Genomic DNA, 13,532 nt, shown 5'->3' on the forward strand with positions numbered 1-13,532 from the left:
AGTGCGAACTCGAACGGTCAGCGACGCGAATGCGGACCATCACCGACGACGAGCACGACGAGGAGCACCGTCACCCCGAGCAGCAGCAGGCCGAACGCGATCGAGGCACCACCGAAGCTCGCACCCACGCCGAGCCAGAGGAGTCCGGCGCCCCCCGAGATGATGGCCAGCACGATCCCGGCGGAGTTCACGGGCGCGCGCGGCGCGGGCACCACCCACAGGGCGACCACCGTGGCGACGGCAGCCACGAGCGGACCCCAGACGAGCATCGGGAACGCGATGCTCGCGAGCGCGGACAGACCGGAGGCCTGGGCGAACATCAGGATCGGGAACGGCAGGCCCACCAGCAGCACGTCGACGACGAGCGTGAGCCAGGCGAGGACACGCCAGTGGAGACGAACCGGCACGGCGACCGCGGTCTCCCCGTCGGGCCCGCGCACGGGCGGACGGACTCCGCCGCTGTTGGCGGTCATGGGATCCGCACCGGGTCCCACGCACCGGCCTCCGAGCCGTACGCACCGACCCGGGTCCGCGCGCCGTCCGGGACGTCCGTGTCGATCCCGAACGCCTCGGCCGAGGGCGGCACCGTCAGGTCCCAGGTCTTGATCCCGTTCTCGGAGGACCGTGCGGTGGGTTCGGGGCCTCGATGGCTCACGCCGTGCTCGTTTCCGTCGGAGCTGGCCGACCCGGCTGATGCCGGTCCGTCGGGTCCGGGTGCGCATCCGGTGAGGAGCACGACCACGAGGGCCGCGACCGCGGGTCCGACGACCCTCCGTGACGGTGTCACCGCCGCGCACCGCTCTGCCCGGTGGACGCACCGTCTGCAGAACGCGTCGCCCTGATCAGCGCCCCCGCTGCAGCGTCGTCGAATTCGACCCCCATGCTCGGCATCGTAACCACGTTGCCCGGACAGCGGTCCGGCGAGATGCTCGCGGCCGACGGTTCGACGGACGGGAGGCCCGTGCCCGGCTGGTCCGGTGCCTCCCGTCCGCCTCGGGCCGACTACAGGACGACGACCGTCGTCCCCGCCGACGTCGCCGGCCGGTCCATCGCCTCGAGCGCCGCCGGCGCCTGGTCGAGCGGGATGGTCCGGCCGACGAGCGGGGCAGGGTCGAGCCGGCCGTCGGCGATCTCGGCGAGCATCGCCGGGTACTCGTGCGCGGACATGCCGTGGCTGCCGAGCAGTTCGAGCTCGAGTCCGATGACCCGGCCGAGGTCGACCTGCGGGGTGGCGTCCGCCCCCGCCAGGAGTCCGACCTGCACGTGCCGACCACCCGGGCTGAGCGCGGCGATGCCCTGGCGGACGAGGGTGGCACGTCCGAGTGCCTCGATGACGACGTGGGCGCCGCCGTCCGTCGCGACGCGGATCTGCTCGTCGACGTCATCGGACCGGGCATCGACCGTGGTGGTGGCGCCGAGGGTGCGGGCGAGGGCGAGTGCCTCGGCGGAGACGTCGACCGCGACGACCCGGGCACCGCGCGAGACCGCGACGACGATCGCCGACAGCCCGACTCCCCCGCAGCCGAAGACGACCACGTGCTCCCCCGCCGCAGTCCGTGCACGGTTGACGACGGCCCGGTAGGCGGTGGCGAAGCGGCAGCCGAGCCCGGCGGCCGTGGCGTCGTCGATGGCGTCGGGCACGGCGACCAGGTTGGTGTCGGCGTGGTGCACGACGACCTGTTCGGCGAAGGACCCGGGCCGGTCGAAGCCGGGCTGGGTCTGGTTCGGGCAGATGCTCTGGCGGCCGGCGATGCACGTCGGGCAGGTGCCGCACGCGTTGACGAACGGTGCGGTCACGCGGGTGCCGGGCCGCCACTGCCGGACCTGGTCGCCGACGCGTTCGACGACGCCGACGAACTCGTGGCCGGGGACGTGCGGCAGCGCGACGGTGTCGTCGTGACCGTGCCAGGCGTGCCAGTCGCTGCGGCAGACGCCGGTGGCGACGACCCGGACCACGGCGGCGTGCGGTGGGCACGCGGGCTCCGGCACGTCGGTGACGAGAGGCGTCGCGGAGAAGGAGTCGAAGGTGACGGCGCGCATGTGCCCGATCCTGCCACCCGGGCAGTCAGGGCCCGACGATCAGGGCCGGGCGGCGAGGGGCAGGGCGGCGAGGGGCAGGGCGGCGAGGACCTCGTCGATCGTCGCCGACATCGAGCGGGACTCCGGCTCTGCACCGGCCCAGGTGTCCAACGCCACCTGGAACACGAGCACGCCGAGCTCGGCCAGGACGGCGGCCTGCAGCGGCGTCTCGCCCCGTTCGACGAAGGCGCCCCGGGCGGCACGCACCAGGTCGGCGCGCTTCCGGGCGTCGCGGTCGCGCAGTTCGTCGTTGCTCTCGACGATCCGACGCCAGGCCGCGGTCTGGGCGTGGTTGTCGTCGAACCGGGCGGCGGCGACCTGGTGCAGCACGCGGCGGATGACCTCGACCGGCTCGACGTCGGCCGGGGCCTCGGCGATGAGCCGTGCGGCGGTGGTGGGGATCTCGTCGCCGGCGAAGACGACCTCACGCTTGTCGGCGAAGTGCCGGAAGAACGTCCGGGTGGTCAGACCGGCACGTGCGGTGATCTGCGGCACGGTCGTGGCCGCGAAGCCCTGCTCGGCGAAGAGTTCGAAGGCCGCGCGCTCGAGTCGCCCTCGTGCATCGGGAGCCCATCGCATCGGTCGATCGTACCTGATGACACGACGTGCCATGAGGGCATACGATGACATCACGTGTCATCACGCTGGCACCGAGGAACGAGGAACCGAAATGACCGCCGCCGACCCCATCACCACCCCGCCGAACGAAGCACTGTTCCTGCTCGGCCCGCGCGGCCCCTTCGAGGTCCGCCCGACCCCGATGCCCACCCCCGGCGCCGGCGAACTCGTCGTCCGGGTCCGCGCGGTCGCGGTGAACCCCGTCGACGCCATCACCGGCCCGCTCCGCCGCCTCGTCTCGCCGTGGGTGCGGTTCCCGACCGTCCTCGGCAGCGACGTCGCCGGCGAGGTCGTCGCGGTCGGCTCCGACGTCACGGACCTCCGGATCGGCGACCGGGTGACCGCGTTCGCCGCCGGACAGGAGAAGGCGCGGAACCGCGCGTCCGAAGGCGGGTTCCAGCGGTACGTGACGGTCCTCGAGCGCGTCACCACGCGCCTCCCGGCCGACGTCGCGTTCGACCGTGCCGCGGTCCTGCCGCTGGCACTCGCCACGGCCGCCGCCGGCCTGTACGAGGCGGACCAGCTCGGCCTGCCGTTCCCGACGGTCGGGGCGTCCCACGCGGACGAGGTCGTCCTGGTCTGGGGCGCGTCGACGAGCGTCGGCATGAACGCCGTCCAGCTCGCCCGCGCCAGCGGCTACACGGTGGTCGCGACGGCCGGACGGACGAACCACGACCTGGTGCGCGCCCTGGGCGCCGAGGCCGTCGTCGACTACCGCGACGCCGACGTCGACCGTCAGGTCGTCGCGGCACTCGGCGGACGGCGCCTCGTCGGCACCGTCGCGATCGGGAAGGGTTCCCTCGGACACGCTCTGCGCATCGCACGCTCCGCCCCCGGCACGAAGCGGATCGCATCCGCCTACCCGGATCCGGTGACCAGCGTCCGCTCGCGCATCGAACGACTCCGCGGCATGCACGTCACCGCCATCTGGGGCGGAACCCCGGTCGTCTCCCCGGTCGGGCCAGCGGTCTTCCGCGACTTCCTGCCCGCGGCCCTGACCGACGGACGGTTCCGCCCGGCACCCGAGCCGACGGTCGTCGGCCACGGACTGGAGGCTCTCCCCACCGCCCTGCAGACCCTCCGGAACGGCGTCTCGGCGACCAAGATCGTCGTCGGGATGGACGCCTGATGCAGTCGCAGCGCACGATCCTGGTGTTCGGCGGGACCGGGCAGACCGGCCGCCACCTCACCGACCTCGCCCTCGGAGCCGGACACCGCGTCCGCGTCCTCGCCCGCACACCTGCGAAGGCCGGGCCTCCGCGTGTGGGGCTCGAGGTACGGCAGGGATCCGTGACCGACGAGCTCGACCTCGACGCGCTGCTCGACGGTGTCGACGCGGTGGTCTCGCTGCTCGGCGACGTGCAGGCGCAGCGGACCGCGATGGTGAACACGGAGTTCGTCCGACGCCTGGTGCCCGCGATGCGCCGGACCGGGGTGCGCCGGTTCCTGTACCAGGCAGGTGCCCTCAGTGCGCCGCCGCACGCACGGTTGACGCCGACGCTCTGGGCGATCCGGAACACGGTCGCCCGCAGCTACGACGGCCAGCACCGGGACAACGAGGCGGTGATGCGGTACCTGGCCGACGAGGCGATGGACCTCGAGTGGATGGTGCACCGCGCCGGCATCGGGTCGGACGGCCCCTCGAAGGGCGTGCTCGAACGGACCGAGGGGACGCCGGGCATCGGGACGTTCGGGGACTGCGCCGCGTACGACCTGCGGCTGCTGGACGACCCGACGGCGGTGCACACGACGAGCCTCAGCGCGTACCGGAAGACCGGCCGGCGGGCAGGGGGCGTCGCGCGGGACCGCAGCTAGCGGAGCCGCGGTTCGGCGCGGAAGAAGTCGGAGTACCGCGGCTCTCCCGGCTCCCAGAGCCGCGAGGTCACGATGGCCGCCAGATCCTCCGGCGGGGTCAGGCCGTGCCGCCGCCACTGCGCCGGATCGGCCCGGGCGGCGCTGATCGCGTGCCGGTCAGGCATGGGCACCGTCCCGCCGGCTGTCGTGGTGCAGGGTCTCGCGCGGGGGCACGGGCGGCCGTCGGCACCGGCCCAGGCTGATCGACCGGGTCGGCGGCAGGGAGACGTCGGCGGGGTCGATCCGGGTCGCGATCGGGGTGATGGTGGTGAACACGGGCGTGCCTCCCGGGGATCAGTGGAGCGCCCGACCGGTGGGATCTGGACGCTGATGTTTCAACGTCCTCATGTGTACGACATACAGACTGATATGGCAATGACCCGGTTCGGACCAGCCCGACACTCCCGACCAGCACCCTCCGGATCAGCACCCTCCGCCTCAGTGCCCGAGCTCGACGAGCAGCACCCCCACGATGATGAGTCCGATCCCGGCGAGCATCAGCCGGGTCAGCGGCTCGCGGAACAGCACGCGCCCGAGCACCGCCGTCAGCGCCACCCCGGTCGCCGCCCAGATGCCGTACGCGACCCCGATCGGCAGCCCCAGGGTCAGGGCGACCGCGAGCAGGCTGAACGCGACGACGTACCCGGCCACGACCGGGACGTAGTAGCGCTTCCTGCCGTCAGTGGCGAGTTTCAGGCTGACCGTCGCGGCGACCTCGGAGACGATCGCGATCGCCAGCAGGACCCATCCCATCAGTGCGCCTCCCGCTTCCGTGCGGCCAGCGCTCGCTGCGAGCCGAGCTCGACGAGCAGCACCCCGACGGCGATGAGCGTGATGCCGATCCCCATCACGAGGGTGAGCGCCTGCCCGAACAGCACCGCCGCCAGCACCGCGGTCAGGGCGACCCCGGACGCTCCCCAGATGCCGTACGCGACCCCGATGCCCATCCCGCGGCGGAGGACCAGGACCAGCATCCCGAACGCCACCAGGTACCCGACGACGACGAGCGCGTACCAACCGGCGTGCTCGACGGCGGCCTGCAGCGCCAGGGAGGCAGTGACCTCGGCGACGATCGCGGAGGCCAGGAACACCCACTTCACGACGCGCTGCCGTCCACGAGGGTGGCGGTCGTCCGGGCCGCGAGCGCGATGGTCGCGGCGGCAGCGGCGTCGTCGCGGTCCTGCAGCCAGGCGGTGCTGACGCCGTCGGCGAGCGCCACGAGCAGACGGGCCACGGTCTCCGGGGGTGCGGTCCACCGGAAGCGCCGGTCGTCGGTCCACGCCTCCAGGTGGGCACGCACGGCGTCTACGTAGGCGCGCTGCTCCCAGTCGGCGACGTCCTGGAGGCCCGGGTCACGTCGTGCGAGGGCGAACAGCTCCACGAGTGCGAGCGCGGTCGCGGGGTCGGCGCGGGTCGTGTCGAGGTGGGCGGTGAGGCCGGCGGTGATCCGGGCCTCCGGGGCGAGTGCGGCGGTGTCGGTGGCGAAGGCGGCGGCCATCGCGGTGCGGAGTTGGCGTTCCAGGACGGCACGGAAGAGCGCCGGTTTCGTGGCGAAGCAGTAGTGGAAGGCGCCGTGCGGCAGCCCGGCGCGACTGGTGACGGCGCGGGTGGTGACGGCGGCGACGCCCTCGTCGCGCAGCACGGCGAGCGCGGCGTCGACGAGCTGGTCACGGCGTTCCTCGACGCTGCGGTGCTCCTGGGTGGTGGTCATGCTGCGACCGTACCGTCGGACTTGGCCAAGTGGCCGAGTCTCCCAGCGTCTTCCGGGCTGATCGGGTGCTGAAGGGTTGCGCAGCGTGTCGCGAGGGCTTCCCCAGTACTCCCTGGGAACGTCGTCGCACCACAACGGAAGAGGGGTCCGATGACCGCACTGTCGCGACGCACGCTGCTCATCGGCGGCGGGTCGGTGGTCCTGGCGGCCGCTGCCGGCGCCGTCCTGGTCGAACAGCGCGTGCTGCCCGGACGGTCCGCGGCGGAACGGCTGCTCGGCATGACCGGACCGGCGGGCGTCGTCCCCACCACCGCACCCGGTCGGCGCCTCGAAGGCTCGTTCACCTCAGCCGCCCGCGGCGGCGCCGAGACCGGGTGGACGATCAGCTACCCGCCCGGCTCCCGCGAGGGCGACCCGCTGCCGGTCGTCGTGTCCCTGCACGGGTACGGCGGCGACCACCGCAGCAGCTTCGACCACGGCATGCACCTCGACCGGTTCCAGGCGGCAGGCCGGGCCGCGGGCGAGCCGGCGGTCGCGATCGCCTCGGTCGACGGGGGCAACGACTACTGGCATCCCCGGGCCTCCGGCCGAGACCCGCACCGGATGCTCATCGACGAGTTCCTGCCCCTGCTGCACGACCACGGGTTGGACGTCGGACGGCTGGGGCTGTTCGGCTGGTCGATGGGGGCGTACGGGGCACTCCTGGTCGGCAGCACCCTGGGGCCCGAGCGGGTCCGGGCCGTCGCAGCGAGTTCGGTGGCGCTCTGGCCGACCCCGCAGCGCGCAGCCTCGGGGGCGTTCGACAGCGCCGCGGACTTCGCCCAGCACGACCTGACCACACGGACCGAAGCGCTCGGAGCCCTGCACACCCGGATCACCTGTGGCACCGCGGACGCCTTCTGCCCGGGCGACGAGCAGCTCGTGCACCGGATCACGCCGGCGCCCACGTCGAGCTTCACCCTGGGTGCGCACGACTGGTCGTACTGGCGGCGTGTGGCTCCGGAGCAGCTGCGGTTCCTCGCGGCCGCGCTCTGAGGGCCTCTGGCACCGACCGAGTCGACACCGCTAGGGTCGGCGCCATGGACGCAGTGTCGCCTGCCGTGGCCGCCTTCTGGGCCGCCCGCCGTCTGGAGTCCCGGGACCTGCCCGTGGAGGTCCCCCTGGCCTGGGGCTTCGGCGCGACACCCGAGCACGCCGACGAGCTGCTCGCGTTGGTCCTGAACGGCGTGAAGGACGGCACGGCATCGTCGCTCTGGGACTACGAGGTGACCGCGGAACCCCTGCCCGAGGTCGGTGAGCACAGCGTGGTCCTCGACGGCACCGGGCAGCCCCGCGCGGTCATCGTGACGACGGACGTCCGGACCGTGCCGTTCGACCGGGTCGACCCCGAGCACGCTCGAGCCGAGGGTGAGGGCGACCGGACCCTGACGTACTGGCGGGCCTCGCACGAACGGTACTGGCGGGAGCACTCCGAGGACCCGCGGGGCTGGGCGCCGGACATGCCCGTCGTCTGCGAGCGCTTCCGGCTGGTCTGGCCGACCCCGAGCGACGGGCCGACCCGGAGCGAGTCGTGACCTGGCTCCGGCGCCACACCCTCGTCGCAGCGGCGCTGGTCGCCGTGGGCCTGGTGTCCGTCACCGCCTGCGCGTCCGGGTCGAGCGGCTCGAGGGCGCGGATGTACGACTCGGTCAGCAGCATGGCCGACAGCAGCTCCCTCGTCGTCACCGGCACCGTCGACGAGCAACGGGTCGCGAACGACGTCGCGAATGCCGGCCCCACCACACTGTCCACCGTCCGGGTCGTGGACACCGCCAAGACCGACGCCGACCACCCGGCGGGATCCACGGTCGTCGTCCGCCAGCACGGCACCGCGGGGTCGTCGCACCCGGGGATGCTCCTCCGGCAGGGCACCACCTACCTGCTCTACCTGACCCCGTCCGCACTCGAGGGAGACCTGGCCGAGCAGTTCTTCGTCACGGGCGGAGCCGCCGGTGTGTACGTCGCCGAGGACGGTCGGACCGACTTCCGCCGGGGCATGGACGAGGGCGACGACCTCCCCGCCCGCCTCAGCCTCGCCGACGCCCTGCACGACTGACCCGCCGCGACACGACCGGGGCGAGACGGACGGGAGGCGCGGTGCCAGCTGGCACCGCGCCTCCCGTCCGTGGGTCGGGCTCAGCCCACCACGAGCTGACGGACCAGCGCCGGGATGCGCTCACGGAACGGGAAGAACCCGCGGGACGCGAAGGGCCACGACGCGCTGTCCCAGCGGCGACGGACGGTGACGAGGGCGACACCCTCCGCCGCGAGGGCGGCACGCAGCGCGCCGAGCCGCTCGTGGACCGGCCCGACGGGTGCGTAGGGCACCACCACGGTGTCGAGCTGCTCGGACTCCGCCCACCGCAGGACCGTCGACGGCAGCGTGTCGGCCAGCACCTGTGCCGGACGGCCGCTCGCGTCCGGCGTCCGTGCGGCAGCGTCGTCGACGGCGGTGGCCGTGAAGGCCGCGACGAGGTCCGAGACCGCGAACGGGGACCGTGCGCCGGGGTCCGCGGCGACCGCCGTCGCCACCGGGGCGGTCAGCTGGGGGTGCTCGGCGAGCAGGCTCGATGGCTCGAGGTCCTCCTCGTGCAGCAGCAGACCGACCCGGTCGCCGATCACGCCCACGACGTCGTCGGACTCGATCGGCGTGCGTGGTGGCAGCGGCTCCTCGGCGAGCGCCCGGGCCGTCGTCGCGAGTCCGGTCGGCGAGAACCGCCCGTCCGTGTACCGCGCGATGTTCGACGCCGTCGCCAGGTAGGTCTTGCCACGGGTCTGGAGCCCTGCCACCCACCGCCACGACAGCGTGTTGGAAGCCCCGTCGCCGTCGAGCAGGTGCCGGTGGAAGAAGTCGGCACCGAGCTGCCACGGCAGGCCGAGCGTGAAGACCCAGATGCTCGCGAACCACATGCGCGTGTGGTTGTGCAGGTAGCCCGTGTCGATGAGCTCCCGTGCCCAGGCGTCCATCGCGTCGATGCCGGTCCGGCCGTGCACCGCGTCCTCGTAGCCGGTCGGCAGGGTCCCGGTCGCGAACTCGTCGACCGCACGCCGGTACCGGCGCCACACCTCGGGATTCTGCTCGAGCCAGCCCTTCCAGTACGTGCGCCAGAAGAGCTCCTGCACGAACTTCTCGGCGGCGGGCAGGCTGTGGCGGTCGAGGACGGCTGCGACGACCTCGTGCTCGGTCACCAGGCGGTGGCGCACGTACGGCGACAGCCCCGAGACGTTGTCCCGCGATGCGCCGAGGTCCGCGTTCCGGTCGCGGGCGTAGTCACGGCCGGCGCGGGGGACGAACTCGTCGAGGGCGTCGAGGCCGGCAGCTCTGGTGGGGATGAACACCCCCTGATCATGCTGGCGACCCCCGACGGTACGGCCGGGCGCAGCGCGTTCCGCGCCACGGGCCGACCGAGGCCCTGTACGGCTGACCCGCCCGCTACCGTCGAGCCATGGCCTACCCGAGGACCGAACCCACCGCCTCCGGGATGCTCGACGCCGGCGACGGCACGTCCCTGTACTGGGAGGAGTCCGGCGCCCCCGACGGCGTCCCCGCCCTCTGGCTGCACGGCGGCCCCGGCGGCTCGCTCGGCAGCGGCTGGTACCGGACGCACTTCGACCCCACCCGGTACCGCCTGATCGGCATCGACCAGCGCGGCAGTGGCCGGAGCCGCCCCCTCGTCACCGAGTCCCGCGAACAGCTCGCCGCCCACACCACCCAGCGGCTGATCGCCGACATCGAGGCGGTCCGGCAGCACCTGGGCATCGAGGCCTGGGTCGTCGCCGGGATCTCGTGGGGAACGACGCTCACCCTCGCGTACGCACAGCAGCACCCCGCACGTGTCCGAGCGCTGGCCCTCATGGCCGTCACGACGACGAGCCGCGACGAGGTCGACTGGATCACCGAAGGTGTGGGACGCGTGTTCCCGGCGGAGTGGGAGGCGTTCGAGCAGGCCAGCCAGCGCCTCCCGGGTGAGCGCGTGGTCGACGCGTACGCGCGTCGCCTGGCGGGCGCCGACCGGGAGGCCCGTGCGGACGCCGCGCAGGCCTGGGACCGGTGGGAGAACGTCCACGTCTCCCTCGACGACCCCGCGCTCCGCGAGCGCGGCCACCTGGGTCCGGAGCTGCGCGAGGGCTTCGCCACCCTCGTCACGCACTACTGGGCGAACGACGGGTTCCTGCCGGGCGACCAGGCCGTGCTCGCACGTCTGGACCGGATCGCGCACGTCCCGACGGCCCTCGTGCACGGGCGGCGGGACATCAGCGGACCCGCCGTCACGGCCTGGCGCGTGCACCGCGGGTTGCCGGCGAGCACGCTGACCATCGTCGAGGACGAGGGGCACGGCGGGCCCGGCGGGAGTGCGGCGCTGACGGCGGCGCTCGACGGGTTCGCGGGGTCCGGCTCGTGACGCCGGAGCAGGTCCGACACCTGGCGGAGTTCCTTCCCAACGACTGGGGACACGTCGGGCCCTCGACCGTGCGTCCGTCGGGGACCCTGGCGACGCCGGCGGAAGGGGTGCGAGCGTTCAACCCGATCGGGGGTCCACCGCCGCTCGTCGAGACACCGTTGCGGGTCCTCGGCACCACGTCGGTCGACACCGATCTGGTGGTCCGCCTGGCCTTCGCGCACTTGGACGGGGAGGAGCCCGTGGTCTGGGTGGTGAGCCTCGTCGACGTCGCGGACGACATCCCTCTGCGGGAGGTGTCCAACGGCCTGTGGGGCATGCTCGCCCGTCGCCTGTCGGCCGACCTGCTGTCCCAGACGGTCACGACCAGCACCGGCGTCCGCCTGCTGGTCGACTGAGACGAGAGGGCGGACCAGGACACGGAAGGGAAGGATCGTCCATGGAGAAGGCACCCGTGACGGGTGGTCCCAGTTGATCCGGAAGCGAGCCAAGACTCCCCGGCTGATCGCGCTGGTGCTCGCCGCTGCCGTGGTCGGCGTGGGGTTCCAGGTGCTCAAGGGGGACGGCACGGACGCGCTGCGGTACGTGCTCGGCAACCTCGCGGCGCCGTGGCTCGTGGTCCCGTTCGTCGGCGGTCGCGCGGTCCGGTCGCCCGCACGCGGCGCCCTGGTGGGCGCGGTGCTCGCCATCGTCAGCCTGGTGGCCTTCTACGCGGCACTCGAGGTCCGCACGAACTCCCTGTCGGTCCACGTCGCCTCGAACTACCTGCTGTTCTGCACCGCGGGAGCCGTGGCAGGAGCGGTGGTCGGCTGCATCGCCTCACTCAGTCGCCGGTCGGAGCTCTGGTGGCTCACGCTCTGCCTGCCCGCGCTGTTCGTCCTCGAACCGGTCGCGGCGTTCGGGGTCGCGTTCAGTGGTGGTCGGACCCCGACGAACGACGTCGTGTGGGCTGTGGAACTCGCGCTCGGGATCATCGGTGTGGCGTTCATCTGCAGGCGTCGTTCCCGGAGCGCTCGATCGCCGTCATCAGCATTGCCGCTGTCCTGACCTCGTCTCGCACTAGGGTGCGAGCGTGCCGGCATTCTCCACTGACGATGTCCTCGGCAACAGGCTGGACTTCGAGATCGCTCGCGACGGCTTCGTCCGCGAGCTTCGAGACGCTGCCGTGTTGCGCAACGCCGAGACGTGGCTTCGACGCGAGGGCTACCGGGTCGTCGAGATGGACGCCGGGGCGTGGGGTGACGACGAGCAGATGCACCTGGACTTCGCGAAGGGCCTCCAGTTCCCGCGCCACTTCGGGCAGAACCTGGACGCGCTCGACGACTGCATGTCGGACGTGGCCGAGGCGGAGTACGGGTGGGACGCATCCGAGACCGGCCTCGTGCTGGTCCTCTCCGGTTTCGACCGTTTCGCTCAACGGCTCCCTCGGACCGCCGACCACGTGCAGCACATCCTGCGACGGCAGGGACGGTACGCAGCACTCTTCGGGAACCGGCTCCTCACGATCCTGGCCTGACGAGACCCGGCTTCCAGGACGCCGAGAAAGGCGGTGGCGGGCCGAGACGGATCGTCCACCGTGACGACGACATGTGCGCGGACCGGTTTCCACCACCCGGCATCCGCGTTCCGGTTGACTGGCGCGATGACACTCGAGGTTCGCGACGCGGTACCAGGTGACGCCCTGCAGATCGCGCGGGTGCACAAACGATCCCGTGAGGCGTACTACGCAGATGCTCTCAATCCGGTCGACGCAGCTCGCGATCGGTCCCCGATGTGGGTCGACACGTTGACCCGGACCGACACCTGGTGCGTGGTCGCTGTGCAGAACCGACAACTGACCGGCTTCGTCGCCGCCCAGTTCGCAGATCATGACGACTCGCCTGTCAAGCTGTCGAGCCTCTACGTCGACCCTGACTGGTTCGGTTCCGGTATCGGCAGTGCGCTCTACGACCGGTTCACCGAAGTCGCTCCCGCGGGTACCGCCGAGCTCGAGGTGTGGGACGGGAACGACCGGGCCAAGAGCTTCTACTCGCACCGACGCTGGCGACCGACCACGCGGATCAGGCCCGGCGTCGCCGGAAGGCCCTTCGTCACCTGGACCCTCGACCTCGGACGCCCGCCCTTCGAGCACGACAGCCCAACTCGCCTCTGACCTCGACGTTCCGCGCCGAAGCAGGATCGGTGACCCAGCCGACCTCCTGTCGACGATCGAGACCCTGATCCCGCTCCTCGAGCGCAAGGACCACGTGTCGCGCGCAGCAGAAACCAACCGGCTGAACGCAGCGATCGCTGCCCGAACGCGGATCAGTCCCTGGTGAGCGGACTCAGTGGAGCCGTACGCTCGCTTCATGGTCGAGTTCGTGCGGTACCAGAGCGCGGTACCCAACCGGAACGGTCACTTCCCTGGCGTGTTCGCACTCGCCAACGGCCTGCGCCACAACGGGTTGCTGACGCCTGAGGACGTCCGATGGCACCAGGAGGCGAACCGACGTACGACCGCGGCGCACGTTGATCCAACGACCGTCGATCCTCACTGCTACGACCAGACCCGCAACCCAGGAGCACGAGCGTGGTTCGCGGCAGACGCCGTCGAACTCCTCGCCCTGACCGTCCCGTACCTCGATCTCCTCGACCGCTACGACGTCCCTTGGGTACAGCTCACCACCCGTGCGCCGGGACGGATCGTCTACCGTGACGGCGATCAAGTCGTCGCCGTTCCGCACTCGTACCCCGACGACTGGCGCTTCCCGGCGGCTCGATAGCCCCAGCCCTTCGAGCGCCGCTGTTGATGACCCCAGACCTCGCCCGCAGCGAAGTGAGGCCCACGGAGC

The 13,532-nt window shown here is 72.3% G+C and carries 21 protein-coding genes; 11 read left to right on the forward strand and 10 right to left on the reverse strand.

The features are described from left to right. Window positions 1–17: 17 nt before the first annotated feature. From QCD68_RS00480 to QCD68_RS00495, 4 genes are all read right to left on the reverse strand, one after another. Entirely contained in the window at window positions 18–473 is a 456-nt protein-coding gene (locus tag QCD68_RS00480; RefSeq protein WP_301221614.1) for a hypothetical protein, read from the reverse strand. After that, window positions 470–655, reverse strand: a complete 186-nt coding sequence (locus tag QCD68_RS00485) for a hypothetical protein (RefSeq protein WP_301221615.1) — start codon at window positions 653–655, stop codon at window positions 470–472. Before QCD68_RS00485 ends, QCD68_RS00480 begins: the two co-directional genes overlap by 4 nt. Window positions 656–1,002: 347 nt before the next feature. Next, entirely contained in the window at window positions 1,003–2,040 is a 1,038-nt protein-coding gene (locus QCD68_RS00490) for a zinc-binding dehydrogenase (protein ID WP_301221616.1), read from the reverse strand. Between the two features lie 39 nt (window positions 2,041–2,079). Then, window positions 2,080–2,658: a TetR/AcrR family transcriptional regulator gene (locus tag QCD68_RS00495; protein WP_301221617.1), complete on the reverse strand. Its 579-nt coding sequence runs from the start codon at window positions 2,656–2,658 to the stop codon at window positions 2,080–2,082. A gap of 91 nt (window positions 2,659–2,749) precedes the next feature. Between QCD68_RS00495 and QCD68_RS00500 the strand changes: the two genes are divergently transcribed. Both QCD68_RS00500 and QCD68_RS00505 read left to right on the forward strand, forming a co-directional pair. Beyond that, on the forward strand, window positions 2,750–3,826 hold the full coding sequence (locus QCD68_RS00500) for a zinc-binding alcohol dehydrogenase family protein (RefSeq protein ID WP_301221618.1): 1,077 nt from the start codon (window positions 2,750–2,752) through the stop codon (window positions 3,824–3,826). Then, window positions 3,826–4,512 carry an NAD(P)-dependent oxidoreductase gene (locus QCD68_RS00505; RefSeq protein ID WP_301221619.1) on the forward strand — a complete coding sequence of 229 codons (687 nt, stop codon included), beginning with the start codon at window positions 3,826–3,828 and terminating at the stop codon, window positions 4,510–4,512. Before QCD68_RS00500 ends, QCD68_RS00505 begins: the two co-directional genes overlap by 1 nt. Here QCD68_RS00505 and QCD68_RS00510 read toward each other — a convergent pair. The 5 genes from QCD68_RS00510 to QCD68_RS00530 form a co-directional block, all read right to left on the reverse strand. Continuing rightward, entirely contained in the window at window positions 4,509–4,676 is a 168-nt protein-coding gene (locus QCD68_RS00510; RefSeq protein ID WP_253465667.1) for a hypothetical protein, read from the reverse strand. The two genes, QCD68_RS00505 and QCD68_RS00510, sit on opposite strands and share 4 nt — an antisense overlap. Next, window positions 4,669–4,827, reverse strand: coding sequence for a hypothetical protein (locus QCD68_RS00515; protein ID WP_301221620.1), 159 nt, complete (start codon window positions 4,825–4,827; stop codon window positions 4,669–4,671). Before QCD68_RS00515 ends, QCD68_RS00510 begins: the two co-directional genes overlap by 8 nt. 162 nt (window positions 4,828–4,989) lie before the next feature. Next, entirely contained in the window at window positions 4,990–5,304 is a 315-nt protein-coding gene (locus QCD68_RS00520) for a DMT family transporter (protein WP_301221621.1), read from the reverse strand. Beyond that, window positions 5,304–5,651, reverse strand: coding sequence for a DMT family transporter (locus QCD68_RS00525; protein ID WP_111074151.1), 348 nt, complete (start codon window positions 5,649–5,651; stop codon window positions 5,304–5,306). The genes QCD68_RS00520 and QCD68_RS00525 overlap by 1 nt, the downstream gene beginning before the upstream one ends. Then, the gene (locus QCD68_RS00530) at window positions 5,648–6,262 is read right to left on the reverse strand and encodes a TetR/AcrR family transcriptional regulator (RefSeq protein ID WP_221849282.1); all 615 of its coding nucleotides are present in this window, start codon (window positions 6,260–6,262) and stop codon (window positions 5,648–5,650) included. The genes QCD68_RS00525 and QCD68_RS00530 overlap by 4 nt, the downstream gene beginning before the upstream one ends. Before the next feature lie 150 nt (window positions 6,263–6,412). Between QCD68_RS00530 and QCD68_RS00535 the strand changes: the two genes are divergently transcribed. Genes QCD68_RS00535 through QCD68_RS00545 form a run of 3 tightly spaced genes read left to right on the forward strand, consistent with a single transcriptional unit; the run spans window position 6,413 to window position 8,357 of the window. Continuing rightward, on the forward strand, window positions 6,413–7,297 hold the full coding sequence (locus QCD68_RS00535; protein WP_301221622.1) for an alpha/beta hydrolase: 885 nt from the start codon (window positions 6,413–6,415) through the stop codon (window positions 7,295–7,297). Between the two features lie 44 nt (window positions 7,298–7,341). Then, entirely contained in the window at window positions 7,342–7,836 is a 495-nt protein-coding gene (locus QCD68_RS00540; RefSeq protein WP_301221623.1) for an ASCH domain-containing protein, read from the forward strand. Continuing rightward, a complete protein-coding gene (locus tag QCD68_RS00545) occupies window positions 7,833–8,357 on the forward strand; it encodes a hypothetical protein (protein ID WP_301221624.1) in 525 nt (174 codons plus the stop codon). Before QCD68_RS00540 ends, QCD68_RS00545 begins: the two co-directional genes overlap by 4 nt. Window positions 8,358–8,437: 80 nt before the next feature. Here the strand turns inward: QCD68_RS00545 and QCD68_RS00550 are convergent, their stop codons facing one another. Next, the gene (locus tag QCD68_RS00550) at window positions 8,438–9,640 is read right to left on the reverse strand and encodes an FAD-binding domain-containing protein (RefSeq protein WP_301221625.1); all 1,203 of its coding nucleotides are present in this window, start codon (window positions 9,638–9,640) and stop codon (window positions 8,438–8,440) included. Window positions 9,641–9,747: 107 nt separating this feature from the next. Here QCD68_RS00550 and QCD68_RS00555 point away from each other — a divergent pair, with 107 nt between their 5' ends. The 6 genes from QCD68_RS00555 to QCD68_RS00580 all read left to right on the forward strand — a co-directional run bounded on the left by QCD68_RS00555 (window position 9,748) and on the right by QCD68_RS00580 (window position 13,463). Continuing rightward, window positions 9,748–10,704 (forward strand): alpha/beta fold hydrolase, encoded by a 957-nt coding sequence (locus tag QCD68_RS00555; protein ID WP_301221626.1) that lies wholly within the window; start codon window positions 9,748–9,750, stop codon window positions 10,702–10,704. After that, complete coding sequence (locus tag QCD68_RS00560) at window positions 10,701–11,099, forward strand: hypothetical protein (protein ID WP_301221627.1); 399 nt, start codon at window positions 10,701–10,703, stop codon at window positions 11,097–11,099. The genes QCD68_RS00555 and QCD68_RS00560 overlap by 4 nt, the downstream gene beginning before the upstream one ends. Before the next feature lie 73 nt (window positions 11,100–11,172). Beyond that, window positions 11,173–11,748 carry a DUF6518 family protein gene (locus tag QCD68_RS00565; RefSeq protein ID WP_301221628.1) on the forward strand — a complete coding sequence of 192 codons (576 nt, stop codon included), beginning with the start codon at window positions 11,173–11,175 and terminating at the stop codon, window positions 11,746–11,748. 25 nt (window positions 11,749–11,773) lie between these two features. Continuing rightward, a complete protein-coding gene (locus QCD68_RS00570; RefSeq protein ID WP_290155532.1) occupies window positions 11,774–12,217 on the forward strand; it encodes a barstar family protein in 444 nt (147 codons plus the stop codon). A 255-nt stretch (window positions 12,218–12,472) separates the two neighbouring features. Then, window positions 12,473–12,853, forward strand: a complete 381-nt coding sequence (locus QCD68_RS00575; RefSeq protein ID WP_301221629.1) for a GNAT family N-acetyltransferase — start codon at window positions 12,473–12,475, stop codon at window positions 12,851–12,853. 196 nt (window positions 12,854–13,049) lie between these two features. Beyond that, window positions 13,050–13,463, forward strand: coding sequence for a hypothetical protein (locus QCD68_RS00580; RefSeq protein ID WP_290155529.1), 414 nt, complete (start codon window positions 13,050–13,052; stop codon window positions 13,461–13,463). Window positions 13,464–13,532 lie beyond the last annotated feature (69 nt).

The organism is Curtobacterium sp. PsM8, from assembly GCF_030433875.1.
Classification (GTDB): Bacteria; Actinomycetota; Actinomycetes; order Actinomycetales; family Microbacteriaceae; genus Curtobacterium.

What these genes read in the sequence shown, in the direction of transcription:
- QCD68_RS00480 (WP_301221614.1), bottom strand. Translation starts at nt 473, where the DNA reads ATGACCGCCAACAGCGGCGGAGTCCGTCCGCCCGTGCGCGGGCCCGAC.
- QCD68_RS00490 (WP_301221616.1), bottom strand. Translation starts at nt 2,040, where the DNA reads ATGCGCGCCGTCACCTTCGACTCCTTCTCCGCGACGCCTCTCGTCACC.
- QCD68_RS00495 (WP_301221617.1), bottom strand. Translation starts at nt 2,658, where the DNA reads ATGCGATGGGCTCCCGATGCACGAGGGCGACTCGAGCGCGCGGCCTTC.
- QCD68_RS00500 (WP_301221618.1), top strand. Translation starts at nt 2,750, where the DNA reads ATGACCGCCGCCGACCCCATCACCACCCCGCCGAACGAAGCACTGTTC.
- QCD68_RS00505 (WP_301221619.1), top strand. Translation starts at nt 3,826, where the DNA reads ATGCAGTCGCAGCGCACGATCCTGGTGTTCGGCGGGACCGGGCAGACC.
- QCD68_RS00510 (WP_253465667.1), bottom strand. Translation starts at nt 4,676, where the DNA reads ATGCCTGACCGGCACGCGATCAGCGCCGCCCGGGCCGATCCGGCGCAG.
- QCD68_RS00520 (WP_301221621.1), bottom strand. Translation starts at nt 5,304, where the DNA reads ATGGGATGGGTCCTGCTGGCGATCGCGATCGTCTCCGAGGTCGCCGCG.
- QCD68_RS00530 (WP_221849282.1), bottom strand. Translation starts at nt 6,262, where the DNA reads ATGACCACCACCCAGGAGCACCGCAGCGTCGAGGAACGCCGTGACCAG.
- QCD68_RS00535 (WP_301221622.1), top strand. Translation starts at nt 6,413, where the DNA reads ATGACCGCACTGTCGCGACGCACGCTGCTCATCGGCGGCGGGTCGGTG.
- QCD68_RS00540 (WP_301221623.1), top strand. Translation starts at nt 7,342, where the DNA reads ATGGACGCAGTGTCGCCTGCCGTGGCCGCCTTCTGGGCCGCCCGCCGT.
- QCD68_RS00555 (WP_301221626.1), top strand. Translation starts at nt 9,748, where the DNA reads ATGGCCTACCCGAGGACCGAACCCACCGCCTCCGGGATGCTCGACGCC.
- QCD68_RS00575 (WP_301221629.1), top strand. Translation starts at nt 12,473, where the DNA reads ATGTGGGTCGACACGTTGACCCGGACCGACACCTGGTGCGTGGTCGCT.
- QCD68_RS00580 (WP_290155529.1), top strand. Translation starts at nt 13,050, where the DNA reads ATGGTCGAGTTCGTGCGGTACCAGAGCGCGGTACCCAACCGGAACGGT.